This window comes from Mycobacterium colombiense, assembly GCF_001672755.1.
Taxonomy (GTDB): domain Bacteria; phylum Actinomycetota; class Actinomycetes; order Mycobacteriales; family Mycobacteriaceae; genus Mycobacterium; species Mycobacterium colombiense_C.
In genome coordinates this window covers 1-24,095 of the sequence record NZ_LZKI01000062.1, presented here as the reverse complement: position 1 = coordinate 24,095, position 24,095 = coordinate 1, and the positions used below count along the sequence as shown (strand labels likewise).

Sequence of the window (24,095 nt, the reverse complement as noted above, 5' to 3'; positions counted from 1 at the left end):
GTGGGAGCGACAATGACGACGCGAGGGCGTAAGCCGACACCCGGCCGCATCACGTACGTGGGCTCCGGCCCGGGTGACCCGGGACTGCTGACGACCCGGGCCGCCGCGGTGCTGGCGAACGCGGCTTTGGTGTTCACCGACCCTGACGTGGGAGAGCCGGTGCTGGCCCTGATCGGCAAAGACCTGCCACCGGTGTCCGGCCCGGCCCCGGCCGAGCCGGCCGCCGCCAACGGCGACGGCGGTTCCGACCAGGGCAAGGCGCAGCCGGCGGTGATCTCCGGCGGTCCCGATATCCGCCCGGCGCTGGGTGACCCCGCCGAGGTGGCCAAGACACTGACCGCCGAGGCGCGGACGGGCGTCGACGTGGTGCGGCTGGTGGCCGGCGATCCGCTGACGGTCGACGCGGTCATCACCGAGGTCAACGCCATCGCGCGGAGCCACCTGCACATCGAGATCGTGCCGGGGCTGGCTCCCAGCGATGCCGTCCCGACGTATGCGGGGCTGCCGCTGGGCTCCTCGCACACGGTTGCCGACGTGCGCGGCGACGTCGACTGGGAGGCGCTGGCCGCGGCGCCCGGCCCGCTGATTCTGCAGGCCACGTCGTCGCATCTGGCCGACGCGGCGCGCACCCTGATCGAGCACGAGCTCGCCGAGAACACCCCGTGCGTGGTGACCGCGCAGGGCACCACCTGTCAGCAGCGTTCCATCGAAACCACGCTGCACGGCTTGACCGACTCGGCGGTGCTCGGCGGTACCGACCCCGCCGGCCCGTTGACCGGTCCGCTGGTGGTGACCATCGGCAAGACGGTGGCCAGCCGGGCGAAGCTGAACTGGTGGGAGAGCCGCGCGCTGTACGGCTGGACCGTGCTGGTGCCCCGCACCAAGGACCAGGCCGGCGAGATGAGCGAGCGGCTGACCTCCTACGGCGCGCTGCCGATCGAGGTGCCGACCATCGCGGTCGAGCCGCCGCGCAGCCCCGCCCAGATGGAAAGGGCCGTCAAGGGTTTGGTCGACGGCCGCTTCCAGTGGGTGGTGTTCACCTCCACCAACGCGGTACGCGCGGTGTGGGAGAAGTTCGGCGAGTTCGGCCTGGACGCGCGCGCGTTCTCCGGCGTGAAGATCGCGTGTGTGGGCGAGTCGACCGCCGACCGGGTCCGGGCCTTCGGGATCAGCCCCGAACTGGTGCCGGCCGGCGAGCAGTCCTCACTGGGCCTGCTCGACGACTTCCCGGACTACGACAGCGTTTTCGACCCGGTCAACCGGGTGCTGCTGCCGCGCGCCGACATCGCCACCGAGACGCTGGCCGAGGGCCTGCGCGAACGCGGTTGGGAGATCGAGGATGTCACCGCCTACCGGACGGTGCGGGCCGCCCCGCCGCCGGCCGAAACGCGGGAAATGATCAAGACCGGTGGGTTCGACGCGGTGTGCTTCACGTCCAGCTCCACGGTGCGAAACCTGGTCGGCATCGCCGGCAAGCCGCACGCCCGGACGATCATCGCCTGCATCGGTCCCAAGACCGCGGAGACCGCGGCCGAATTCGGTCTGCGGGTGGATGTCCAGCCCGAGACCGCCGCGGTTGGCCCGCTGGTCGACGCGCTGGCCGAACACGCCGCGCGGTTGCGCGCCGAGGGCGCGCTGCCGCCGCCGCGCAAAAAGAGCCGCAGGCGCTAGTGGTTGCGGCGATCGCAAGCGCGGCCGTGGCGATCGCCAGCGCGGCGGAGCCGGGCGCAGCGGGTCGCCACCAAGCGGCGCAGCCGGGCGCAGCGGGTCGCCGCTGATGAGCCCATTCCCGCGGCACCGTCCGCGCCGGCTCCGCACCACCCCGGCCTTACGCCGTTTGGTGGCCCAAACGTCCTTGGAGCCAAGGCATTTGGTGCTGCCGATGTTCGTCGCCGACGGCATCGACGAACCACGGCCCATCACGTCCATGCCGGGCGTGGTGCAGCACACCCGCGAGTCGTTGCGCAGCGCGGCCGCCAGTGCCGTGGCCGCGGGCGTGGGCGGACTGATGCTGTTCGGCGTGCCCCGTGACGAGGACAAGGACTCCATCGGGTCGGTCGGGACCGACCCCGATGGCATTCTCAATGTCGCGCTGCGGGACTTGGCCAAGGACCTCGGCGAGGCCACCGTGTTGATGGCCGACACCTGCCTGGACGAGTTCACCGACCACGGACACTGCGGCGTACTCGACGACCGGGGCCGGGTCGACAATGACGCCACCGTGGCCCGGTATGTGGATCTCGCTGTGGCGCAGGCTGACTCGGGCGCTCACGTGGTCGGGCCGAGCGGCATGATGGACGGACAGGTGGGCGCGATTCGCGACGGGTTGGACGCCGCGGGCTTCACCGACGTGGCGATTCTGGCGTACGCCGCCAAGTTCGCCTCGGTGTTCTACGGCCCGTTCCGTGAGGCGGTCGCTTCCAGCCTCTCCGGCGACCGGCGCACCTACCAGCAGGAGGCGGGCAACGCCCGCGAGGCCCTGCGCGAGATCGAGCTCGACCTTGACGAAGGCGCCGACATCGTGATGATCAAGCCGGCGATGAGTTACCTCGACGTGGTCGCGGCCGCGGCGGACGTCTCGCCCGTTCCGGTCGCCGCCTATCAAGTGTCGGGGGAGTACGCGATGATTTGCGCTGCAGCCGCGAACAACTGGATCGACGAGCGGGCCGCGGCGCTGGAGTCGCTGACCAGCATCCGGCGCGCCGGAGCCGATATCGTTCTCACCTATTGGGCCGCGGATGCGGCAGGGTGGCTCTCGTGAGATGGGGCCTGCGATGACTACCGACGGCGATACCGAACCCAAGCGGTTGTTCTACGAACCCGGCGCCAGCTGGTGGTGGCTGGCGTGTGGTCCGGCCGCGGCGGTGGCGATGGTGTTGATCGAGATCTGGAGCGGTGCCCCGGTATCGCTGGTGGTGCCCGCGATCTTCCTGGTGCTCGTATCGGCGTTCCTCGGGATACAGGTGAAGGCCGCACGCATCCACGTCTCGGTCGAGCTCACCGAGGACGCCCTGCGCGAGGGCACCGAAACGATCCTGGTCCGCGAAATCCTCAAGGTGTATCCCGAGCCCGAGAATCACGAAGCCTCCGGGCAAGAGCTGGCGCGGTGGCAGTCGTCGCGGGCGCTCGGCGAACTGGTCGGCGTGCCGCGTAAGCGCGTCGGCATCGGTCTCAAGCTCACCGGCGGGCGCACGGCCCAGGCATGGGCGCGTCGTCATCGTCAGCTGCGCGCCGCTCTGACCCCACTGGTCCAGGAGAGGGTGGAGCCCACCGGATCGATCGACGGGGACTGGGACGACGACACCGGGACGGCGCAATGAACACCCGCTTCCGCGCGCTGCTCGAGCTCGGCCTGGCCTGCCTTGCGCTGGTGTGCTCGGGGCTGACCTGGTGGCACTCGCATCACACGGTGATCGTGGCACCGATCGCCGACGGGCAGCCCTCAACCACCTCGCTGCTGTACGACCCGCAGCTGCTGCTGCTGACGCTGGTGCTGCTGACCAGCGCCGGGGTGTTGGCGGTCGTCGGGACTGCCAGGCTGCGGCGCGCGCGCTCGGGCGCTAACGCGTCTTCCTGACGAACGGTAGCGCCATCCGGCGGCGCAGGACGATGGCCTCGGCCCGGTCCTGCAGCGCCTCGTGAACCGAGCGCATGATCGGAAAACTGGCGTCATGACCGGCGTCATCCAGCACCTGGGTCACCGCCGAGCTGGCGACCAGGGTCCAATCCACCCCGGCGGCACGACAGTCGGCATCGAACGCGTAGAGCAGCGAGATGCCCGCCTCAGCAAATTCGACGACGTCGGCCACATCGAGCACCACGGGGTTTTCTCCGAGCGTGAAGCGCGCAATGTGGTCGCTGACGCGATCGACATTTTTCTCGTCGATTTCGCCGCGAATGTGCACCACCGTCGCCAGGTGGCGGTGGTGCGCCCGGACCTGTGCGCCGTCGCAGTCAAACACGCAGTTGTCGCGGCCGGCTCGGCTGCCTGCGACCGTCATGAGGACCCCTCACTCTCCGTGGCGCTCGCGCCGCCTCCCGCGGGCGCCACCACGCTCACCAAAAGGGCGTTTATGACGTTAGGCCGCAAGCCTAAGGAGACCGGAAGCCGTGTCTAACGCTTTGCTAAGAAGCCATTGAGGACCTATCGCAATGCGGCGGCTGAGCAAACGCCCAGCGGGCTAACGGGCCATTCGATTACCCCGGAAGTCGGTATGCCACACCACAACCGTCCACGCATGCCGCCGATTGCGCTGCTAGGCTGCCTAGGCTGCCGGTTGCTGGTCGGGGGGCTTGTGAGAAGGCGAGATTCCCCGCTCAGCCGAATTTGCAGCAGGACGAAACGGCAGGATTCGGACGGGAAGAGCAGCGTGCGGGGCGGAGAGATCAAGGGCGAGATCACCGCCCTGACGGGGCTCCGTATCGTCGCCGCGCTGTGGGTGGTGCTGTTTCACTTCCGGCCGATGCTCGGCGACGTGTCGCCCGACTTCCGGGACGCCCTCGCGCCGGTGCTCAACTGCGGGGCCCAAGGCGTCGACCTCTTCTTCATTCTCAGCGGATTCGTGCTGACGTACAACTATCTCGACCGCATGGGCCGGTCCTGGTCGACCCGCGCGACCCTGCACTTCCTGTGGCTGCGCCTGGCCCGGGTATGGCCTGTGTACCTGGTCACCCTGCACCTCGCCGCGCTGTGGGTGATCTTCACGCTGCACGTCGGTCATGTGCCGTCGCCGGACGCCGCTTCGCTCACCGCGATCAGCTACGTGCGCCAGATCCTGTTGGTGCAGTTGTGGTTTGTGCCGTTCTTCGACGACTCGAGTTGGGACGGGCCGGCCTGGTCGATCAGTGCGGAATGGCTGGCCTATGTGCTCTTCGCCGTCCTGGTGCTGGTGCTGTTACGGATGAAGCAGGCGACCAGGGCGCGCAGCCTGATGGTCCTGGCCTTCGCGGCATCGCTGCCGCCCGTGGTGATGCTGCTCGCCAGCGGCCACTTCTACACGCCGTGGAGCTGGCTGCCCCGCATTGTCACGCAATTCACTGCGGGCGCGCTGGCCTGTGCCGCGGTGCGCAGGCTGCGGCTGAGCGATCGTGGCCGCCGCATCGCCGGATACGTATCCCTGCTGCTCCTGGCCGCGATGGTCGGCGTGCTGTATTGGTTTGGCGCGCACCCGATATCGGGAGTGGTGGAGAACGACAGCGGCGGCGTCGTCGACGTGTTGTTCGTGCCGCTGGTGATATCGCTGGCCATCGGGCTGGGCAGCCTGCCGCGGGTGTTGTCGACGCGGGTGATGGTGTACGGCGGGAAGATCTCGTTCTGCCTGTACATGGTGCATGAGCTGGTGCACACCGCCTGGGGTTGGGCCGTGGAGCAATTCGAGCTGCCGACCCTGGACAACCCGTGGAAATGGAACGTCATCGGCCTGCTCGCGATTGCCCTGGTCTTGTCGGTGCTGCTGTATCACGGTGTCGAAGAGCCGGCCCGCCGTTGGATGCGCAAGATGGTCGACGTCAGGGCCGTCAGCGCGCGAAGCGATCCCGGCGATTCAAACAGTAAGCTGCATCCGATCGACCGTCCGCTGGAAGCGGTTTCGGCCCGCGCGGTGTGATGGCCGCCTCAGCGGCCGGCCGCGTCTTACGGGGAATACTCGATGAGGACGCGGCGGCACCCGATGATGCCGTTGACAGTGGAGGTGAGAGTGAGTCGTCTGGCCACCTTTCTCATTGGGGTGAGTTTTCTGGCGAGCGTAGGCATCGCGTACCCGCCGCAGGTGCGCACCTACGAGACACTGACACTCGACTTCCGGCTGAATCATGTTGCAGTGGTGGGGGATTCGTATACCACCGGAACCAATGAGGGCGGTCTGGGCTCGAGATCGTGGCCGCTGCGCGCCTGGCAGGTGCTCGGTTCGCGGGGTTCGCGGATCTCGGGCAGCGTGGCGGCCGAAGGCAGAGCCGGTTATGCCACGCCCGGTGACCACGGCAGTATCTTCGAGGACCTGACCGCCAGAGCGGTCCAGCCCGACGATGCGCTGGTGGTGTTCTTCGGCTCCCGCAATGACCAGGGTGTCGATCCCGCGACCCTGACAGTAAAGACCAACGCCGCTTTGGATGTGGCGCGCCAGCTCGCGCCGGCGGCGCGGTTGCTGGTGATCGGACCGCCGTGGCCGACCGCCGATGTGCCGCCGTCGATGTTCCTGATTCGCGACGTCCTCGCCGGCGCTGCCGGGGCGGCGGGGGCGACGTTCATCGACCCGATCGCCGAACACTGGTTCGTCGGCCGCCCCGACCTGATCGGTGCCGACGGGGTGCATCCGAACGACGCGGGGCATCAATACATGGCGGACAAGATCGCACCGCTCATTCGCACGCAGCTGTCGACCTGACTCAGGTGTGGCGGGCGGCCTCCTGGGCGAGCTGAACCCGTGATGACACAGCGAGTTTGGCGTAGACGCCGGTCTCAGTCGTTCGCGTGCCGTTCGTAGTCCCACCGCTCCAAGCGGTCTTGCACGTGGAGGAAGGCGATCCCGGCGAAGGGCGCGGCTACTGCGATGCAGACCAGCAACAGCGAAGACATGACCCTAAAACCTCCAAAAACCCTTCACTGATCTGACGTTGGTCAGGCATGAGAAGTTCATTCCCGCTCACCCGTTCGCCAGGGCGCGGTCCGCGAGCGCACCCATCAGCGGTGCCACCAACCGCGCGTATTCGGTTGTCACATGGTTGTCGTCGCGGAACACCAAGGTGTTGCCGACGATGACGGGGCAGCGGTCAGGGGTGCAGAACATATCGGTCAAATCGGCGTAGTGGCCGCCGCTGCGGGCCGTCACCGCCTGCTCGGCGACGATCCCGTCGCCGTCCACCGCCGCGGGTTTGGTTGGCGTACAAGCGTTCACGTCGTCGAGGTGGGCGGACAGGCATGCCGGCGCGGCCGAGTGCGGGTCCGGGGCGGGCCCCAGCACCAGGACCCTCGCGCCGGTGTCGCGCAGCTGCGCCACGGTGCGTCCCAGGGAGTCGATCCACGCCGGGTCGTAGGAGGTGAAGCCGAAGTCCCCGCCGTAGCGCCGGCTCATGTCCAGCACGATCAGCCGCGGATGTTCGGCGTTCATCCGGCCCATGATCTGGGTGCGCCACTGTTCGCACTCGGTGTATTCGCGGCCCAGATACGGGCTGGTGATGTGCAGGTCCTGCAGCGGGCAGGTCACTTTGGCCAGCGTCTCCAGCCGCCAGTGCCGCTGCTCGGCGAGCTGCTCGAAGGCCGGATTCCACATGGCGGCGTGCGAGTCGCCGATCAGGGCGACGGTGGTCGGCGAGGCGGTGTCGCCCGTCGCGCACTCGCTTTGTCCGACGTCGCGCCAGGAACGCACGCAGCCGTTGACGAACACGGCGGCCTTATCGGCGGGCGCCTTGGCCAGCGGCGGGTCCAGGTTCGACGGGACGGCTCGCAGGCCGACGGCCGCCGCGAGCGCAACGCGCGCCTGGTCGAACGCCTGACGCACCGCCGCCTCCTCGGGGCTGACGGCGGGGACGTTGGCCGGGGGCGTCGCAATGATGTTGGCCCGCGGGGCGGCCACCCCGTGGCCGACCGGGGCCGGGATCACGTTGAGCAGCAGCAGGCATGCGCACGCGGTGGCGGCACTGGCGCCCCCCGCCACGGCCAGGCTGACTTTCGCCGACCGGCGCAGCGCCGCGGCGAAGCGGCCTGGGTTCTCCACCAGGTGCAGGGTGATGACGGCGAGCCCGGCGGAGACGGCCGTGGCGCTGAGCCCGGCCGGCATCCCCGCGGGCTCGCCCAGCAGCGCGGGCATCAGCAGCAGCACCGGCCAGTGCCACAGGTACCACGAGTACGAGATCCGGCCGATGGCGCGCATCGCCGGCCGGCACAGCAGGCGACCGGGCCCGAGCCCGCCGGTGCCGGCGCCGCCGCCGATGATCAGCGCGGTGCCCAGCACCGGCAGCAGCGCCTCGGTGCCGGGATACGGGGTGTGGGAGTCGAGTTGGGTGCAGGTCAGCAGGATCAACGCCAGACCGCCCCAGCCGGCGATCGACGCGGTCCGCAGCGACAGCCGGCGCCACTGCTGCAGCGTCAAGGCCACCAGGCCACCGGCGGCCAGTTCCCAGGCGCGGGTGGGCAGCGAGAAGAACGCCCACGACGGTGATGTGCGGGTCCACAGCGCGCCCGCCGTCAACGACGCCGCGGCGACCACCGCGAGTACCACCGCATACGGGGTCGCGCGCATCGCAACCCCGCGAAGCAGGGGGATGCGCCGGACCGACCAGGCGACGGCGATGATCAGCATCGGCCACACCAGGTAGAACTGTTCTTCCACGCCCAGCGACCAGTAGTGCTGGAACGGCGACGGGGCGTCGGAGGCCAGGTAGTCGGTGCCCCGCTGCGCGAAGCGGTAGTTGCCGACGTACAGCGCGCTGGCGATGCCGTCGAGAAACACGCTGCGCGCCTGCAGCGGGGGTAGCACCGCGGCCGCGCCGATCGCGGTGACGGTGCCGACGATGGCCGCGGCCGGCAGCAGCCGCCGGGCGCGCGCACCGTAAAACCGGCCCAGCCGAACGGTATTCGTGGTGCTCGCCTCGCGAAAGAGCAGCCCGGTGATGAGGAAGCCGGAGATGACGAAGAAGACGTCCACGCCGATGTAGCCGCCGGTGATTCCCGGGATGCCCGCGTGGTAGAGCACGACGGCGATCACCGCGACGGCGCGCAGCCCCTCGATGTCGGGCCGGAATCCGCTTCGGGAAGTCCGCCGCGCAGGTGGGTGTGGGCTGCCGGCGACTGATTCCTCCCGAAGTGTCATCTGCGTCTGCTAGGTCGCCATCCAGGCCAGTTCACCGGGCAGTTGACTGCGCCAGTAGGCGATGTCGTGTCCGCCGAGGGAGAAGCTGCCCGCCGGTTGGGTCTTCAACTGGTAGACGAATTGCTTTGTGGCGAAATAGAAGCGGTCGAAGTTGCCGCAGTCCACGCGCAGCGGAATCGCATTCAGCGCCGGTAGGCCCAGCACGCTGTTCTGCACGAAGTCGTCGTTGCTGTCGAACGCCCCGGGCGCGCTCAGCGGATAGGAGGTGTACAACGCCGGGCTGATCGCGCAGATGCCTGCGGTCCGCGCCGGCCCCAGCTTGGCGCCCAGGCGAAGAGCCCCGTATCCGCCCATCGACCACCCCATGAAACCGACCCGGGAGGTGTCGAAGCCCATGGTGGACAGCATCGGCAGCAGCTCGTCGAGCACCATCGCACCGGAGTCCTCGCCGGAAGTCCTCTTGTGCCAGTAGGTGTTGCCGCCGTCGACGCCGACCACCGCGAACGGCGGCTTGCCCTCCTTGGCCAGTTGGGCCAGCCCGTCCGGGACGCCCATATCGAGCATCTGGTTGGCGTCGCCGTCCACGCCGTGCAGTGCGATCACCGGGCGCAGCGAACCGGTCTGGCCCGGCGGCATGGCGATCACGTAGTTGGTCTTGATCCCGCCGCGGGCCGCCGACACGAACGACCCGGTGAGCCGGGTCGGCAGCGCCTTGCCCGCCGTCGGCGGCTCGAACGGCGCGGGCGCCTGCGGCAGCGTCGCGGCGCGCGAGGCGGCAGGAGCCAGCAGGCTGCTGAACGAGAGCACGCCGGCGGCTCCGAGGCTGGCACCGGCGCCCATCCGGAGCACCGCTCGGCGTGTGAGGTCAGGCATGATCGCAATAATGCCGCGCTGAGCGGGGATTACCCGCCGAGCCACGCCGTATTGGAAGCATTGTGTGATCCGACGTGATCTTCCGGTGCCGAAGCGGTGATCTTTGCGGCAGTCCGACCCGTCGCCCGGCGCCCATGTAGGCGCCGAGTTGCGGCATCGCACGAGATCGTGATCATCGTAGCGCCGAATCCGCCGGTTACCCCCGCGCGAAACATTGCGATCGTATTGCCTTCTGGGACAGCGGGAGACGCGGTGACGCCGGCCGCCCGCCCGGCGCCTCGCCGTCGCGGCCCGGCGCGCGCGACCGGCGGCTGCCGCGCAGAAGGCGGTGTCCGGCCGGGGATGCAATCTCGCAGGTTTCAACCCTCCCTCGCCGGCGCGGACTTCAGAAGGATGGAGTCCGGCGTGCGCAGGGGCGAAAGCGGAACGAAAGAGGATTGTGAATTGAGTCTCGCGTTTCATTGGTTTCTGCCGACCTACGGCGATTCGCGGAATCTGGTCGCGGGCGGACACGGCACGGCGATGTCCGGCGACCGGCCGGCCACGCTGAAATATCTGCACCAGATCTGCACGGCCGCCGAGGACAACGGTTTCGAAGCGGTCCTCACGCCCACCGGATTGTGGTGTGAGGACGCGTGGTTGACGACGGCGATGCTGGTCGAATCGACCGAGACGCTGAAGTTCTTGGTTGCGTTCCGTCCCGGGATGCTGAGTCCGACGCTGGCCGCGCAGATGTCCGGCACGTTCCAGCGGCACTCGGAGGGGCGGCTGCTGCTCAATGTGGTCACCGGCGGCGAACCACACGAGCAACGGGCCTACGGGGACTTCCTGGACAAGGAGGCGCGCTACGCCCGCACCGCCGAGTTCTTGCACGTGGTGCGCCGGCTGTGGACCTCCAGGGAGCCGGTTAGCTTTGCGGGCGAACACATTCAGGTCGAGGGCGCCCAGCTGAACAACCCGCCAGACCCGATCCCGGCGGTGTTCTTCGGCGGGTCCTCGGCAGCGGCCGGACCGGTGGCGGCGCAGCACTCCGACGTGTATCTCACTTGGGGCGAGCCGCTGACCGCGGTCGCCAAGAAGCTCGACTGGGTCCGCGGTCTGGCCGTCGATGCAGGCCGGATCCTGCAGTACGGCTTGCGAATTCACGTGATCAGCCGCGACACGGCCGCCGAGGCGTGGGCCGAGGCCGAGCGGTTGCTGGCCGCGATCGACCCGGCGGACGTCGAGCGGGTGCAGGCCAGCCTGGCGCGCAGCGAATCCGAAGGCCAGCGCCGCATGCTGGACCTGCACGGCGGCAACAGCAGCAAACTGCTGGTCGCGCCCAACCTGTGGGCCGGGGTGGGCCTGGTTCGCGGGGGAGCGGGCACCGCCCTCGTCGGCTCGCACGCCGAGGTCGCCGAGCGGCTGGCCGAATACGCCAAATTGGGCATCAGCCACTTCATCCTGTCGGGATATCCGCATCTGGAAGAGGCCTATTGGTTCGGTGAGGGCGTCCTGCCGCTGCTCGAACGGATGGGCTTGTGGCGGCACCCCAACCGCCAGTCCCATCCCGCAGCGGCGACGCCGTTCGCGGTCGCCTCGGCGCACTGACGGCCGTGGCAGCAACCTTGCCCGCCCCCGCGCCCGGCGCCGGGGTTGCGGTGCCCGATGCGGTCGACGAATCCTCCGAGCAGCAGCGCCGGCGGTTGCGCATCGTCGTCGCGGCGAGCCTGCTGGGCACCACTGTCGAGTGGTACGACTTCTTCCTGTACGCCACCGCGGCCGGCCTGGTGTTCAACAAGGTGTTCTTCCCCAACGAGAGTTCTTTGGTGGGAACACTGTTGGCGTTCGCGACCTTCGCCGTCGGGTTCGTCATGCGTCCCATCGGCGGCCTGGTGTTCGGCCACATCGGCGACCGGATCGGCCGCAAGCGCAGCCTGGCGCTGACCATGCTCATCATGGGCGGCGCGACGGCGCTGATCGGGGTGTTGCCGACGGCCGCGCAGATCGGCGCGTGGGCGCCGGTGCTGCTGCTGGTTTTGCGGGTGCTGCAGGGTTTCGCGCTCGGCGGCGAGTGGGGCGGGGCGGTGCTGCTGGCCGTCGAACACAGCCCCGGCGACCGGCGCGGGCGCTTCGGGGCGATCCCGCAAATCGGTTTGGCGCTGGGCCTCGCCCTGGGCACCGGCATATTCGCTGTCCTGCAAGTCGTTTTGGGGCCGGCGCGGTTCCTCTCCTACGGCTGGCGCATCGGCTTCCTGCTGAGCCTGCTGTTGGTCGTGATCGGCATCGTGGTCCGGCTGCGGGTCGACGAGACACCGGCGTTCCGCGAACTGCAGGACCTGCAGGCCGCGTCCACCGTGCCGATCCGCGACATCGTCCGCGAGCCGCGGTCGCGGCGCAACACCGTGCTGGGCCTGCTGTCGCGGTGGGCGGAGGGCTCGGCGTTCAACACCTGGGGTGTTTTCGCCATCAGTTACGCCACCGGCGCCCTCGGACTGAATCGGGTGTCGGTGCTGGTGGTGGTGACCATCGCCGCGCTGGTGATGGCGGTGCTGCTGCCGGTGTCGGGCCGACTGACCGAGCGCTTCGGTGCGCGCCGGGTGTATCTGGCCGGCATCGCCTGCTACGGCCTGGCGGCTTTTCCGGCGTTCGCCCTGTTCGGCACCAAGGACCTGGCGTGGTTCGGGCTGGCCATGATCGTCGTGTTCGGCGCGGTGCACGCGCTGTTCTACGGCGCACAGGGCACGTTGTACTCCGCGCTGTATCCCACGAACACGCGCTACACGGGATTGTCGTTCGTCTACCAGGTCTCGGGCATCTACGCCTCCGGGGTGACCCCGATGATCCTGACCGCGCTGATCGCGGCGCTCGGCGGTGCGCCCTGGCTGGCGTGTGGATATCTGGTCGCCACGGCGGTGATCAGCGTGATCGCCACGGCGCTGATCCGCGATCGCGACCTGTACCTTTAGGCGACGCCGCTGGCATCTGGGTCACCGATGTGCTGTGGTAACAAGCGTGATCCGGAATGGCTAGCAATCCGCAACTGCGCCAAGGACTGTCGCAGCGGCAGCTCAGCATGATCGCCCTCGGTGGCGTGATCGGCGCCGGCCTGTTCGTCGGGTCCGGCGTGGTGATCAAGGACACCGGCCCGGCCGCGTTCCTCACCTATGCGCTGTGCGGCCTGCTCATCGTCCTGGTGATGCGGATGCTGGGTGAGATGGCGGCCGCCAACCCGTCGACCGGATCGTTCGCCGACTACGCGGCCAAGGCCCTGGGCGGCTGGGCGGGATTCTCGGTCGCCTGGCTGTATTGGTACTTCTGGGTGATCGTGGTGGGCTTCGAGGCGGTCGCCGGCGGCAAGGTGCTCAACTACTGGTTCCATGCGCCACTGTGGCTGCTGTCGCTGTGCCTGATGTTGTTGATGACCGCGACCAACCTGTTCTCGGTGTCGTCCTTCGGCGAATTCGAATTCTGGTTCGCCGGAATCAAAGTCGCGACCATCGTGATCTTTCTGGTGGTGGGGACGGTGTACGTCGCGGGATTGGTGCCGGGCCATCACGGCGGTCTGGCCAACTTGGAGGCGCACGGCGGATTCTTTCCGCACGGGGTCGGCGCGGTGTTCGCCGCCATCGTGGTGGTGATCTTTTCCATGGTGGGCGCCGAGATCGTCACCGTCGCCGCCGCCGAAAGCCGCGACCCCGAGCTCGCGGTCCAGAAGGCGACCCGATCGGTCGTGGCCCGCATCGGGATCTTCTTCGTCGGTTCGGTCTTCCTGCTCGTGGTGCTGTTGCCTTGGGACTCCGTCGAACTGGGCGCCTCGCCGTACGTGGCCGCACTCAAACACATGGGGCTTTCCGGTGCGGATCAGGTGATGAACGCCGTCGTCCTGACCGCGGTGCTGTCCTGCCTCAACTCCGGCCTCTACACCGCGTCACGCATGCTGTTCGTGCTCGCCGACCGCGGCGAGGCGCCGACGCGGTTGGTCAAACTGAGCGGGCGCGGCGTTCCCCACCTCGCGATCTTGTGTTCGTCGGCGGTCGGGTTCGGATGTGTCATCATGGCGCGGGTCGCGCCCAACACGGTGTTCCTCTTCCTGCTGAACTCGTCCGGCGCCATCATCCTGTTCGTCTATTGGCTGATCGCCGTGTCGCAGATCATCCTGCGCCGCCGCACCCCCGCGGAAGAGCTGACGGTCAAGATGTGGTTCTACCCGGTGCTGTCGATTCTCACGCTGACCGGAATCACCGCCGTGCTGGTGCAAATGGCGTTCGACCACACGGCGCGCAGCCAGCTCTGGCTCAGCCTGCTGTCCTGGGCGGTGGTGCTCGGGCTGTACTTCCTCGCGCGCTCGCGCGGCCGTGTCGGCGCGGTCTCCGGAGACTAGGTCTCTTCCGGCTTATCCCGCGTGCGCGCCGGTGCGCGTCCTCAGCAGGCCGAGCAGCTGCAGATCGGTGATGTATTTGTCGATCAGGGCCTCGGTCACGTGCGGAACGTCCTTGTCGCTGCCGATGCCCGCGGATTGCACCGCGGCACGGAACTTTTCGGCGGGCATCCCGGTACCGTGCGTCGGCTCACCGGGCTTCGCATACGCGTTCATCAGCGGCAGCAGGGAGCTCTTGCGCTGCTTCTCCGGCAGCGCCTTCATCGCCTCGGTGAATCTGGTCAGCCACTGCCGGTAGTCGTCGATGCGCTCGATTTTGTGCCCGTCGGCGATGAGCCAGTCGACGAAGGTGTCCAGGGAGACGCCGTCGTCGTGGGTGTTGAGCACGTTGTAGGTGTGGTAGCCCTCCCGGGCGCGGGCCCCGAGGGTGGTGATGGCCTCGGCGGTGAAATCGGCTGGCAGCCCGTCATAATGGGCGCGCTGCGGGTTGCCGGACGCATCGAGTTGGTAGAACGAGCGCGGTGCGATCCCGGTGGCCACCAGGCTCAGGATCAGGCGGGTGAACATGTCGGGCACGTTGAGCTGGCCGGCGAAGTCGCTGTGCGCCAGGATCATGTCGGACCGGAACACCGCCACCGGCACCCCGCACAGGTCGTGGGCCTGTCGCAGCAGCACCTCGCCCGCCCATTTACTCGTCGCATAGCCGCTGGCGTACGACTCGTCGAGGGGCCGCGAGGGGCTGGCCGACCGGACGTCGACGTCCTCGCCGATGAAGCTGCCGTCCGGCAGCGCGGTCACCGCGACGGTGGAGATGTAGTTGATCGGCTTGAGCCGCTTGGTGATTGCGAGTTTGATGATCTCGGCTGTGCCCACCACGTTGGGCCCGAACAGCTGGCTGTAGGGCAGCACGTGGTTGACCAGGGCGGCCGAATGCACGACGAGGTCGACCGATTCGGCGAGGCGCTGGTAGGTGGGGGTGTCCAGGCCGAGATTGGGCGCTCCCACGTCGCCGACGAGCACCCGCAGATTCTTGTCGGCCAATCGCCGGAAGCGCTCGGACAGTTCGGCGTCACCGCTGTCGATCGCGGCCTCGATGCGCTGACGCCCGGCGGTCGGGTCGGCGCCGCGGGCCAGGCAGATCACCGTGCCGCCGTCCGGGGCCAGGCGTTCCAGCCAGTCCAGGCACAGGAAGCGCCCGAGATAGCCGTTGGCCCCGGTCAGCAGCACGGTGCTGATCGTGCCGGTCGCAGCGGGCAGCCGGGGCGCGGCGGCCAGCGTCTCGGCATCAATGAAGCTGTCCAGCGTCAGGTCGGCGGCGCGGGCCACCGGGGCGCCGCGGCCGTGCACCGACGCGAATGTCGGCCGCGTCGACACCGAGGTGCGTTCGCCGTCAACGAAATTCGCGATGGTTGTCAGGTCCGCGGTCGGGCTGACAATGGTTTGGACCGGCACGTCGATGTGAAAGATCTCCGACAGCAGTGTGGCGAAGGAGAACGCGGACAGTGAATCACCGCCGAGCTCAATGAATTTCGCGTCGGCGCGTAGCGCGGTGTCCGCCGGGAGGCCCAGGGTGGCCGCGGCCGCCCGCCGGACCGTGTCGATGGTGGGCAGCTCGGTGCTGGCGGCGCGCAGCTCGTCGAGTTGGTTGCCGTGGCTGGCCTCGATGTCGTCGTACATGGCGTCGAGGCGGTCGCCGTAGTGGGCCTTGAGGGCCGGGCGCAGCAGCTTGCCGACCCCGGACAGCAGCCCGTTGTCCCGCGTGAAACGTTGTGACTCCAGCAGGAAGTCGCGCGGGATCTCGTACGGATGAAGGTGGTTGTCGGCGGCGATCCGCTGCAGTGAGTCGGCGATCAGGGCGCGCGCATCCCCGTCGCCCACCGCGTCGCTGTTCGGCACGATCACCGCGAGCAGGAACGGCTGCTCGCTGCTGCCATAGAGGAAGATCTGCCGGATGTAGGGGCTGGTCGAGAAGGTCGCCTCCAGCTGGGCCACCGCGACGAATTCACCCTGCGAGAGTTTGATCACGTTGTTGCTGCGGTCCAGATACACCAGGTGGTCGGGTTCCAGCTCGGCCATGATGTCGCCGGTCTTGTAGAACCCCTCGTCGTCGAAGATCTTCGCCGACAGCTCGGGGTGCTTGAAATAGCCGGGAATCACGTTGCTGGCCTTGAGGTGTAGCTCGCCGCGCGGGTAGGGCTTGTCGGTGGTGAGGTAGCCCAGCTCGGGGACGTCGACCAGCTTGTAGTCCATGACCGGTGGGCGCCTGATCCACCCGCTGCGCATGATGCCGCCCCCGGTCTCGGTGGCCCCGTAACCGTCGGCCACCGGGATGTCGAGCAGCGACTCCATGAAGGCGTGCATCTGCTTGGACAGCGGGGCGCTGCCGCACATCGCCGATATCACCCGTCCGCCGATGAAATCCTGCCGCAGTTCGGCTTTCACGGCTTCGTCGAGCTGCTCACCGGAGAGCTCATCGCCCGAGCGCTCGTCGAGCTCCTTACGGTAGCGCCGAAAGAACATGTCGCACACCCGGGGAACGAGGTTCAGGGCCGTGGGCCGGACCAGGCCGATGTCGTCGAACAGGGTGGACATGTCGCTCTTGGCGGCGAAGTAGCCGATGCCCCCGGAGGACAGCGTGGCGATCAGCCACTCCAGGCCGTACACGTGCGACAGCGGCATGTACTGCAGGTGGATCGCCGGGATCGGCCTGCCGATGTCCACCGAGGGACTGTGCGGTCGCTGCCAGATCCGGGTCATCATGTCCGCGGTGTACATGGCCCCCTTCGGAGCGCCGGTGCTCCCCGACGTGTAAATCAGTGTTGTCAAGGGGTTTTCACCATCCTCCGGAACGAACGCGGGAGTCGGTGGGAGCCGGCGGCCCGACTCGAGCTCGGTGGACAGCGACACCACCTCGGCGCGATGCCCGGCGTCGCGCAACCGCGCGCGGGCGGCGTCGTAGCGGCCCCGCTGTTCGTCGTCGTCGCTGGTGTAGTCGAATACCACCAGGCGCTCGACCGAGGGCGCGCCGGCGACGACATCGACTGCGGTGCGCAGTGACTCGACGCTCACGGCGAGAACGCGCGGCGCCGTCTCGGCGACGATCGGGCCGAGCTGGGCCGCCGTGGAACTGGTCTGCAGCGGCACGAACACCGCACCCAGCCGGATGCAGGCCAGGTAGTGCACGACGTAGTCGATGCTGGTGAAGCCCAGGACGCCGACGAAGTCGCCCGGGCTGAAGCCTCCGGGCAGACCGGACTGCCACGCGGCGGCCAGCGCCGCGACCCGCTCGCCCAGCTCGCGGTAGGTGATGGTTTCGAACCCGGACAGCAGTGTGGTCGCCGCCCGGCCGGTCGACGCATCGCGCACCACCTCGCAGGCGCGCTGCCCCAGCGCGGGGCGGTCGGCATAGCCGCTCAGATAGGTGTCGACGACCTCGGCCAGCCGCAGACCCGGGCGATGCGCGGCGTCGGTCACGTCCGGCAACGACGCGGCGGCCCGAAACTGCGGATCGTTGGCATACAGCTGCTCGACGCGCTCGGCTATTCGCTGCTCGCGGTCCGAGTCGGTGGCGGTCTCAGTCATCGGCGGCTTCCTCTCGTCGCGGCGTATGCCGGTGCCGTATACCCGTCCTGGTTGCGCCCAGTCAGGCCCATCGGCTTTCGATCGCTTTGATCAGCGCGGTCAGGGTCGCGTTCACCGGCGCCGCGACACCGACCCGGCTGCCCTGGCGCGGGACCGCGCCGTTGATGACGTCGATCTCGCTGACCCGGTGCGCCTCGTGATCCAGCAGCGCCGACGGTTTGGCATCGGGCATCTGCGCGCCGAAAGCGCGCACGTGTTCGACCGCATCGGTGACGACGACCGCGATGCCCGACGCCCGCGCGACCGTCCACGCCTCCGTCGCGGCCGCCTGGCTGACCGGTGCCATGTCCGGGTCGTCCATCACCTGGCCGACGGTCATGCCGGTCAGCGCGCACGGCGCGCTGTAGGCGGCGTTGCAGATCAGCTTCTCCCATTGCATGGCGGCGATGTCGGTGACCGCGGCCGCATCGAATCCGGCGTCGCTCCACACCCGCGCGATCGACTCGACCGTGGCGAGCGGCAGCGACGAGTAGGCGCCGAACCGCATCGCTTTCATGGCGTTGTGGCGGACATGCCCGGGGGCCACGGTCGCCGCGCCGAATCCGCTGGCGATTCCGACCGCGACCCGCTCCTCGCCGACGATGCCCGCGACGGTTTCCGCCGATCCCAGGCCGTTCTGTATGGTCAGCACCGGGGTGGCGGCATCGAGCATCGGAATCACCTGTCGCGCACCGGTTGTCACGTCGGCCGCCTTCACGGCGAGCACGATCAGATCCATCGCCTCGTCCGGCGCGGTGGTGCTCGCCCGCACGGGCACCACCCGGTCGTAGCCCGGACCGGTGACCCGCAGCCCGTGTCGGGCGATCTGATCGATGCCGGGCTGGTAGCGATCGACGGCCAGCACGTCGTTACCCGCGGCGGCCAGCCTGGCGGCATAGATGGAACCCATTGCACCGCAGCCGATTACCGCGATCTTCATCCCTGCGCTCTCCCGTCGGTCAGCTCCGCGATCAGTTCGGCCAGGCCGGCCTTCTGCTCGAGCCCGAAACCCGCGGCGTCGGTCGGCGAGAGCCGGCCCGCCGAGAGCGCACAGGCATCGGGGTAGCCGCCGAACGGGGCGAACACACCGGGGTAAGCCTCGCAGCCGCCCAGACCCAGCCCGGCCGCGACATGCAGGTTGATCAGATGACCGCCGTGCGGGAAGGCGAAGCGGCGATCGAAGCCGTGACACGCCGCGACGTCGAGCATCCGGATGTATTCGGTCAACCCGTAGCTCAGGCCCGGATCCATTTGAAACACATCATGATTGGGGCGCATGCCGCCGTACCGCAGCAGATTGGTCGCATCCGGTACCGAGAAGAGGTTCTCCCCGGTGGCCACCGCTCCCTCATAGCACTCCGTCACCGCCCGGTTCAGCGCGTAATCCAGCGGATCACCCGGCTCTTCGTACCAGCGCAGGCCGTAAGGGGCGAGCGCGCCCGCCCAGCGGGTGGCCTCGGCCCGGTCGAACCGGCCGTTCGCGTCGACCGCGACCCGTTTCGCGTCGCCGACGATGTCGACGACGGCCTCGATCCGCGCGAGGTCCTCGCTCAGCGCGGCACCGCCGATCTTCATCTTGACCGCGTCATAACCGGCGTCGAGGTATCCGCGCATTTCCGCGCGCAGCGAATCGATGCCGCCGTCGGCGTGATAGTAGCCGCCGGCGGCGTACACCGGCACCGACGCCGCGGGCTCTCGTCCGGCATGTCGGGCGATGGTCGCGCAGGCCGGCTCGTCGCGCAGTTTGGCGTTCAGGTCCCAGCAGGCCAGTTCGAGCGCGGCCGCGGCCGCCGCCCGGTCGCCGTGTCCGCCGGGCTTCTCATCGGTGAGCGCGCACGCCAAAACGGCGGCGGGATCGACGTATCCGGACGCATCCAGCAGGGCGTCGGGGGACGCGGCCAGCACGCGCGGGATCATCCGGTCGCGCAGGATCCCGCTCTGGGCGAACCGGCCGATCGAATCGAAAGCCACGCCCACCACGGGCTGTCCATGCCGGATCACGTCGGTGATCACCGCGACCAGAGAGACCGTGTGGTGCGCGAAACTGACTACCGCATTGGCCGGCCCGCCGCGTCGGCCGCCGGCCAGGCCGACCGCCCGCTCGACGATCGCCGTGATCCGCATCACCGCGTGGTCAGGAGGTCTTCGTGAGCAATACCGCTTGCTCGAAGGGCAGCCTCCCGAAAACCGGTCGCACCCTGCGGGTTACGTGCGCCGCGGCCTCGTCCCTGGTGACCACGCGCGGATCGGCGATGCCGAATTCCTTGCCCTTGCTGCGCAGCCGCCCGCCTCCCGCGGCCTTCAAGTTCTTCAGCCAGTCCCGGTCGGGCCCGTAGGTCAGCACTATGGCCACCCCGGGTTTGCCGTCGACATCGGTGCTGAACACGTTGACTGGTGTGCGGTACGGCTTGCCCGAGCGGCGCCCGACATGCTCGACGATCCCGAACGGCGGGAGCCAACCGGCCCACATCCGCTGAATCGGGTTGGTGACGTGACGGTTGAAGCGGGCAAGTCCTTGTGGGAGTTGCATACCGCTATCCAACTCGCATGCGCCGGGTGAGGACAACCCGATCTTTCTCGCGATCTTTTCCGGCGGAAGCGACTAATGTCTTGTCATGGCCGAATCCCCGGGCGAAGACGCGGCCCGGCGCGCGCAGGAGTTGTTGCGCCGGGAAGAGGAACTCGCGTCCGGCAAGGCCATCACCCCCGCGGACGTGAAGCGCGCCGCGGAGCGTGCCGAGACTTCCCGCGAGCGCGACGAGGCGGCGCACCGCCGCGAGGTGGATCGCCACTATCAAGCCGGCGTCGCCCACGAGCGTGCCGCCGAAGTCCATGAACGCGCGGTCGCCGAGGGCCTCGGTGACGTCGCCGCACACCGACGGGCGGCGGAAAAGGAACGCGAAGCCGCCCGCCGCAACTTCGTCGCGGCCCAGGAGGCCCGCCGGCAGGACGCCGATTAACCCGGACGCCGGGAGCGCGCCGCCCCCTTTTAGCACGTCCTGCTACACCCTGTAGTGGAATGGCCCGCGCGGGCTGGGACACTAGTCGTCATGGGAAGCAGTGATCAGGCGACCGCGCACGCCACCGGGGCCCCGCGGGCCACGGCGGCGTCGGCCCGCTTGTTCGAGGATGCCTGCGCCGTCATCCCCGGTGGGGTGAACTCGCCGGTCCGCGCGTTCAGTGCGGTGGGCGGGACGCCGCCGTTCATCACCGAGGCGCGCGGGTGCCGGCTGACCGATGCCGACGGCAACCGGTACGTGGACCTGGTCTGCTCGTGGGGGCCGATGATCCTGGGTCACGCGCACCCGGCCGTCGTTGAGGCCGTCGCCAAGGCCGCCGCCTCGGGCCTGTCGTTCGGGGCGCCCACGCCGGCCGAGAGCGAGCTGGCCGCCGAGATGATCGGGCGGGTGGCGCCGGTCGAGCGGATCCGGCTGGTCAACTCCGGCACGGAGGCGACCATGAGCGCGGTGCGGCTGGCCCGCGGCTTCACCGGCCGCACGAAGGTCATCAAGTTCTCCGGCTGCTACCACGGCCATGTCGACGCGTTGCTCGCCGACGCGGGCTCCGGGGTGGCGACGCTGGGCCTGCCGTCCTCGCCGGGAGTCACCGGCGCGACGGCGGCCGACACGATCGTGTTGCCCTACAACGACATCGACGCCGTAACACAGAGCTTCGCCCGGTTCGGCGACCAGATCGCGGCGGTGATCACCGAGGCCAGCCCGGGCAACATGGGCGTGGTTCCACCCGCGCCCGGCTACAACGCGGCGCTGCGCGCGATCACCGCCGAGCACGGCGCGCTGCTGATCATCGACGAAGTGATGACCGGCTTTCGGGTCAGCCGAAGTGGTTGGTACGGAATCGATCCCGTTGAGGCCGACCTGTTCACCTTCGGCAAGGTGATGAGCGGGGGCCTGCCGGCGGCCGCGTTCGGCGGGCGGGCCGAGGTGATGGAGCGGCTGGCGCCGCTGGGTCCGGTGTATCAGGCCGGCACGCTGTCGGGTAACCCGGTGGCGATGGCGGCCGGGCTGGCCACGTTGCGTAACGCCGACGCCGCCGCCTATGCCACGTTGGATGCCAATGCCGATCGCCTGGCCGGGCTGTTCTCCGAGGCGCTCACGAATGCCGGTGTGGCGCACCAGATTCCGCGGGCCGGCAACATGCTGAGCGTGTTCTTCTCCGACACGCCGGTGACGGACTTCGCGTCCGCGCGGGCCACCCAGACGTGGCGGTATCCGCCGTTCTTTCATGCACTGCTGGACGCGGGCGTCTACCCGCCGTGCAGCGCCTTCGAGGCGTGGTTCGTCTCCACCGCGCTCGACGACAGCGCGTTCGACCGGATCGCCGGCGCCCTGCCCGCGGCGGCCAGGGCCGCCGCGCAGGCCGGGGAGGGGAAGTCCTGATGGCCGAGCACACCCGGGTGCACGTCGTGCGGCACGGAGAGGTCTACAACCCGAGCGGCATCCTCTACGGGCGGCTGCCCGGCTTTCACCTCTCCGACAACGGCCGCGCCCAGGCGGCCGCGGTGGCCGACGCGCTGGCCGACCGCGACATCGTCGCGGTGATCGCCTCGCCACTGCAGCGGGCCCAGGAGACCGCCGCGCCCATCGCCGCCAAGCACGGCCTGGCCGTGGACACCGACCCGGAGCTGATCGAATCGGCCAACTTCTTCGAGGGCAAACGGGTCAGCCCGGGCGACGGCGCCTGGCGCGACCCGCGGGTGTGGTGGCAACTGCGCAACCCCTTCCGGCCGTCCTGGGGTGAGCCGTACGCCGAGATCGCGGCCCGGATGCAGACGGCCGTGGCCAAGGCCCGCGCCCGCGGCGCCGGCCACGAGGTGGTGTGCGTCAGCCACCAACTCCCGGTGTGGACGCTGCGGCTGCAGGTGACCGGCCGGCGACTGTGGCATGACCCGCGGCGGCGGGAGTGCGGGCTGGCGTCGGTGACGACCCTGGTCTACGACGGCGACCGGCTGGCCGGCGTCGAGTACAGCGAACCGGCGGCGCGTTGATCGGCTGGGGACGAAAGGCGATGGCCGGGGCCGTGCTGATGGCGCTGCTCCCCGGCCTGCTTGGCTGCTCCTCCGGGCACGACGCCGTCGCCCAGGGCGGCACCTTCGAATTCGTCTCGCCCGGCGGCAAGACCGACATCTACTACGACCCGCCGTCCAGCCGTGGCCGCCCCGGCCCGCTGGCCGGACCCGACCTGGCCGACCCCGCGCACACGCTGTCGATGGACGACCCGATCTTCGCCGGCCGGGTCGTCGTCATCAACATCTGGGGGCAGTGGTGCGGGCCGTGCCGGGCCGAGGTCACCCAGCTGCAGCAGGTGTACGACGCCACCCGCGGCGCCGGGGTGTCCTTTCTGGGCATCGACGTCCGGGACAACAACCGGCAGGCCGCGCTGGACTTCGTCAACGACCGCCAGGTGACGTTCCCGTCCATCTACGACCCGGCGATGCGCACGCTGATCGCGTTCGGCGGCAAATACCCCACCACCGTGATCCCGTCCACCCTCGTCCTGGACCGCCAGCATCGGGTCGCCGCGGTCTTTTTGCGCGAATTGCTGGCGACCGACCTCAAGCCGGTGGTGCAGCGGCTGGCCGGCGAGGCCTCGCCGACCCCGGTCGGCAGGGCGGCGCCGTGACGGGCTCGGAACCGCGATGACCGGATTCACCCAGATCGCCGCCGCCGGACCACTTCTGGTGGCGCTCGGCGCCTGCCTGCTGGCGGGGATGGTGTCGTTCGCCTCGCCGTGCGTGGTGCCGTTGGTGCCCGGCTACCTGTCTTACCTGGCCGCCGTCGTCGGCGTGGACGAACAGCCGCCGGAAGGCGCGACGAAGGCCCCGCCGGGCGCCCGCTGGCGCGTCGCGGGTTCCGCGGCGCTGTTCGTCGCGGGGTTCACCACCGTGTTCGTGCTCGGCACCGTCGCCGTCCTCGGCATGACGACCACGCTGATCACCAACCAACTGCTGCTGCAGCGGGCCGGGGGAGTGCTGACCATCGTGATGGGGCTGGTGTTCGTCGGCCTGATCCCGGCGCTGCAACGGCAGGCCCGATTCAGTCCGCGGCAGCTGAGCACGGTCGCCGGCGCGCCGGTGCTGGGCGCGGTGTTCGCGCTGGGCTGGACGCCGTGCCTGGGGCCGACGCTGGCCGGCGTGATCACCGTCGCCTCGGCCACCGACGGCGCCAGCGTGGCGCGCGGAATCGTGCTGGTGATCGCCTATTGCCTGGGCCTGGGCATCCCGTTCGTGCTGCTGGCGTTCGGCTCGGCGGGCGCGGTGGGGGGCCTGGGCTGGCTGCGCCGGCACACCCGGGCCATCCAGATCTTCGGCGGCGTCCTGCTGATCACCGTCGGGGCGCTGCTGGTCACCGGGGTGTGGAACGACTTCATCTCCTGGCTGCGCGACGCGTTCGTGTCCGACGTGAGGTTGCCGA

The 24,095-nt window shown here is 69.2% G+C and carries 21 protein-coding genes; 14 read left to right on the top strand and 7 right to left on the bottom strand.

Annotation, left to right across the window (positions count from 1 at the left end):
* Positions 1-12 precede the first annotated feature (12 nt).
* The 4 genes from A5708_RS07940 to A5708_RS07925 all read left to right on the top strand — a co-directional run bounded on the left by A5708_RS07940 (position 13) and on the right by A5708_RS07925 (position 3,577).
* Positions 13-1,671 (top strand): uroporphyrinogen-III synthase, encoded by a 1,659-nt coding sequence (locus A5708_RS07940; RefSeq protein WP_065028093.1) that lies wholly within the window; start codon positions 13-15, stop codon positions 1,669-1,671.
* Positions 1,672-1,777: 106 nt separating this feature from the next.
* On the top strand, positions 1,778-2,761 hold the full coding sequence (hemB, locus tag A5708_RS07935) for a porphobilinogen synthase (RefSeq protein WP_081292858.1): 984 nt from the start codon (positions 1,778-1,780) through the stop codon (positions 2,759-2,761).
* A gap of 13 nt (positions 2,762-2,774) precedes the next feature.
* The gene (locus tag A5708_RS07930) at positions 2,775-3,320 is read left to right on the top strand and encodes a DUF3093 family protein (RefSeq protein ID WP_065028127.1); all 546 of its coding nucleotides are present in this window, start codon (positions 2,775-2,777) and stop codon (positions 3,318-3,320) included.
* Positions 3,317-3,577 carry a hypothetical protein gene (locus A5708_RS07925; RefSeq protein WP_065028091.1) on the top strand — a complete coding sequence of 87 codons (261 nt, stop codon included), beginning with the start codon at positions 3,317-3,319 and terminating at the stop codon, positions 3,575-3,577. The genes A5708_RS07930 and A5708_RS07925 overlap by 4 nt, the downstream gene beginning before the upstream one ends.
* On the opposite strand, the gene A5708_RS07920 is transcribed toward A5708_RS07925, so the two are convergent.
* A complete protein-coding gene (locus A5708_RS07920) occupies positions 3,561-4,001 on the bottom strand; it encodes an STAS domain-containing protein (RefSeq protein WP_065028090.1) in 441 nt (146 codons plus the stop codon). The two genes, A5708_RS07925 and A5708_RS07920, sit on opposite strands and share 17 nt — an antisense overlap.
* Before the next feature lie 369 nt (positions 4,002-4,370).
* On the opposite strand from A5708_RS07920, the gene A5708_RS07915 reads away from it, so the two are divergent.
* Complete coding sequence (locus tag A5708_RS07915; protein ID WP_065028089.1) at positions 4,371-5,606, top strand: acyltransferase family protein; 1,236 nt, start codon at positions 4,371-4,373, stop codon at positions 5,604-5,606.
* 90 nt (positions 5,607-5,696) lie between these two features.
* On the top strand, positions 5,697-6,383 hold the full coding sequence (locus A5708_RS07910) for an Rv0518 family GDSL lipase (RefSeq protein ID WP_065028088.1): 687 nt from the start codon (positions 5,697-5,699) through the stop codon (positions 6,381-6,383).
* Positions 6,384-6,641: 258 nt separating this feature from the next.
* Here the strand turns inward: A5708_RS07910 and A5708_RS07905 are convergent, their stop codons facing one another.
* Together A5708_RS07905 and A5708_RS07900 are read right to left on the bottom strand one after the other, a co-directional pair.
* Entirely contained in the window at positions 6,642-8,807 is a 2,166-nt protein-coding gene (locus A5708_RS07905) for an acyltransferase family protein (protein ID WP_065028087.1), read from the bottom strand.
* A 9-nt stretch (positions 8,808-8,816) separates the two neighbouring features.
* Positions 8,817-9,680 carry an alpha/beta hydrolase gene (locus tag A5708_RS07900; protein WP_269199380.1) on the bottom strand — a complete coding sequence of 288 codons (864 nt, stop codon included), beginning with the start codon at positions 9,678-9,680 and terminating at the stop codon, positions 8,817-8,819.
* 444 nt (positions 9,681-10,124) lie between these two features.
* Between A5708_RS07900 and A5708_RS07895 the strand changes: the two genes are divergently transcribed.
* Genes A5708_RS07895 through A5708_RS07885 form a run of 3 tightly spaced genes read left to right on the top strand, consistent with a single transcriptional unit; the run spans position 10,125 to position 14,043 of the window.
* The gene (locus A5708_RS07895) at positions 10,125-11,270 is read left to right on the top strand and encodes an LLM class flavin-dependent oxidoreductase (RefSeq protein WP_065028126.1); all 1,146 of its coding nucleotides are present in this window, start codon (positions 10,125-10,127) and stop codon (positions 11,268-11,270) included.
* A gap of 5 nt (positions 11,271-11,275) precedes the next feature.
* Positions 11,276-12,628, top strand: a complete 1,353-nt coding sequence (locus A5708_RS07890; RefSeq protein ID WP_065028085.1) for an MFS transporter — start codon at positions 11,276-11,278, stop codon at positions 12,626-12,628.
* Between the two features lie 56 nt (positions 12,629-12,684).
* Entirely contained in the window at positions 12,685-14,043 is a 1,359-nt protein-coding gene (locus A5708_RS07885) for an amino acid permease (RefSeq protein WP_065028084.1), read from the top strand.
* A 12-nt stretch (positions 14,044-14,055) separates the two neighbouring features.
* Here A5708_RS07885 and car read toward each other — a convergent pair whose 3' ends face one another.
* The 4 genes from car to A5708_RS07865 all read right to left on the bottom strand — a co-directional run bounded on the left by car (position 14,056) and on the right by A5708_RS07865 (position 20,191).
* Positions 14,056-17,622 (bottom strand): carboxylic acid reductase, encoded by a 3,567-nt coding sequence (gene car, locus A5708_RS07880; protein ID WP_065028083.1) that lies wholly within the window; start codon positions 17,620-17,622, stop codon positions 14,056-14,058.
* A 61-nt stretch (positions 17,623-17,683) separates the two neighbouring features.
* Complete coding sequence (locus A5708_RS07875) at positions 17,684-18,601, bottom strand: ketopantoate reductase family protein (RefSeq protein WP_065028082.1); 918 nt, start codon at positions 18,599-18,601, stop codon at positions 17,684-17,686.
* On the bottom strand, positions 18,598-19,785 hold the full coding sequence (locus A5708_RS07870; RefSeq protein ID WP_065028081.1) for an enolase C-terminal domain-like protein: 1,188 nt from the start codon (positions 19,783-19,785) through the stop codon (positions 18,598-18,600). Before A5708_RS07870 ends, A5708_RS07875 begins: the two co-directional genes overlap by 4 nt.
* Positions 19,786-19,795: 10 nt before the next feature.
* Positions 19,796-20,191 carry a nitroreductase family deazaflavin-dependent oxidoreductase gene (locus tag A5708_RS07865; protein WP_065028080.1) on the bottom strand — a complete coding sequence of 132 codons (396 nt, stop codon included), beginning with the start codon at positions 20,189-20,191 and terminating at the stop codon, positions 19,796-19,798.
* 85 nt (positions 20,192-20,276) lie between these two features.
* Here A5708_RS07865 and A5708_RS07860 point away from each other — a divergent pair, with 85 nt between their 5' ends.
* The 5 genes from A5708_RS07860 to A5708_RS07840 form a co-directional block, all read left to right on the top strand.
* Positions 20,277-20,621: a hypothetical protein gene (locus tag A5708_RS07860; RefSeq protein ID WP_065028079.1), complete on the top strand. Its 345-nt coding sequence runs from the start codon at positions 20,277-20,279 to the stop codon at positions 20,619-20,621.
* Between the two features lie 90 nt (positions 20,622-20,711).
* Positions 20,712-22,061 (top strand): glutamate-1-semialdehyde 2,1-aminomutase, encoded by a 1,350-nt coding sequence (hemL, locus tag A5708_RS07855; protein WP_065028078.1) that lies wholly within the window; start codon positions 20,712-20,714, stop codon positions 22,059-22,061.
* Entirely contained in the window at positions 22,061-22,669 is a 609-nt protein-coding gene (locus A5708_RS07850; protein WP_065028077.1) for a histidine phosphatase family protein, read from the top strand. The genes hemL and A5708_RS07850 overlap by 1 nt, the downstream gene beginning before the upstream one ends.
* Before the next feature lie 20 nt (positions 22,670-22,689).
* Positions 22,690-23,304, top strand: a complete 615-nt coding sequence (locus A5708_RS07845; protein ID WP_065028076.1) for a TlpA disulfide reductase family protein — start codon at positions 22,690-22,692, stop codon at positions 23,302-23,304.
* Positions 23,305-23,320: 16 nt separating this feature from the next.
* On the top strand, positions 23,321-24,095 hold a 775-nt coding region (locus A5708_RS07840; protein ID WP_065028075.1), incomplete at its 3' end, for a cytochrome c biogenesis CcdA family protein.

Bases quoted from the DNA above. Each gene is read 5' to 3' on its own strand.
- hemB (WP_081292858.1), top strand. From the start codon at position 1,778: ATGAGCCCATTCCCGCGGCACCGTCCGCGCCGGCTCCGCACCACCCCG.
- car (WP_065028083.1), bottom strand. From the start codon at position 17,622: ATGACTGAGACCGCCACCGACTCGGACCGCGAGCAGCGAATAGCCGAG.
- A5708_RS07860 (WP_065028079.1), top strand. From the start codon at position 20,277: ATGGCCGAATCCCCGGGCGAAGACGCGGCCCGGCGCGCGCAGGAGTTG.
- A5708_RS07925 (WP_065028091.1), top strand. From the start codon at position 3,317: ATGAACACCCGCTTCCGCGCGCTGCTCGAGCTCGGCCTGGCCTGCCTT.
- A5708_RS07900 (WP_269199380.1), bottom strand. From the start codon at position 9,680: ATGCCTGACCTCACACGCCGAGCGGTGCTCCGGATGGGCGCCGGTGCC.
- A5708_RS07865 (WP_065028080.1), bottom strand. From the start codon at position 20,191: ATGCAACTCCCACAAGGACTTGCCCGCTTCAACCGTCACGTCACCAAC.
- A5708_RS07870 (WP_065028081.1), bottom strand. From the start codon at position 19,785: ATGCGGATCACGGCGATCGTCGAGCGGGCGGTCGGCCTGGCCGGCGGC.
- A5708_RS07885 (WP_065028084.1), top strand. From the start codon at position 12,685: ATGGCTAGCAATCCGCAACTGCGCCAAGGACTGTCGCAGCGGCAGCTC.
- A5708_RS07875 (WP_065028082.1), bottom strand. From the start codon at position 18,601: ATGAAGATCGCGGTAATCGGCTGCGGTGCAATGGGTTCCATCTATGCC.
- A5708_RS07920 (WP_065028090.1), bottom strand. From the start codon at position 4,001: ATGACGGTCGCAGGCAGCCGAGCCGGCCGCGACAACTGCGTGTTTGAC.
- hemL (WP_065028078.1), top strand. From the start codon at position 20,712: ATGGGAAGCAGTGATCAGGCGACCGCGCACGCCACCGGGGCCCCGCGG.
- A5708_RS07940 (WP_065028093.1), top strand. From the start codon at position 13: ATGACGACGCGAGGGCGTAAGCCGACACCCGGCCGCATCACGTACGTG.
- A5708_RS07845 (WP_065028076.1), top strand. From the start codon at position 22,690: ATGGCCGGGGCCGTGCTGATGGCGCTGCTCCCCGGCCTGCTTGGCTGC.
- A5708_RS07850 (WP_065028077.1), top strand. From the start codon at position 22,061: ATGGCCGAGCACACCCGGGTGCACGTCGTGCGGCACGGAGAGGTCTAC.
- A5708_RS07930 (WP_065028127.1), top strand. From the start codon at position 2,775: ATGACTACCGACGGCGATACCGAACCCAAGCGGTTGTTCTACGAACCC.
- A5708_RS07905 (WP_065028087.1), bottom strand. From the start codon at position 8,807: ATGACACTTCGGGAGGAATCAGTCGCCGGCAGCCCACACCCACCTGCG.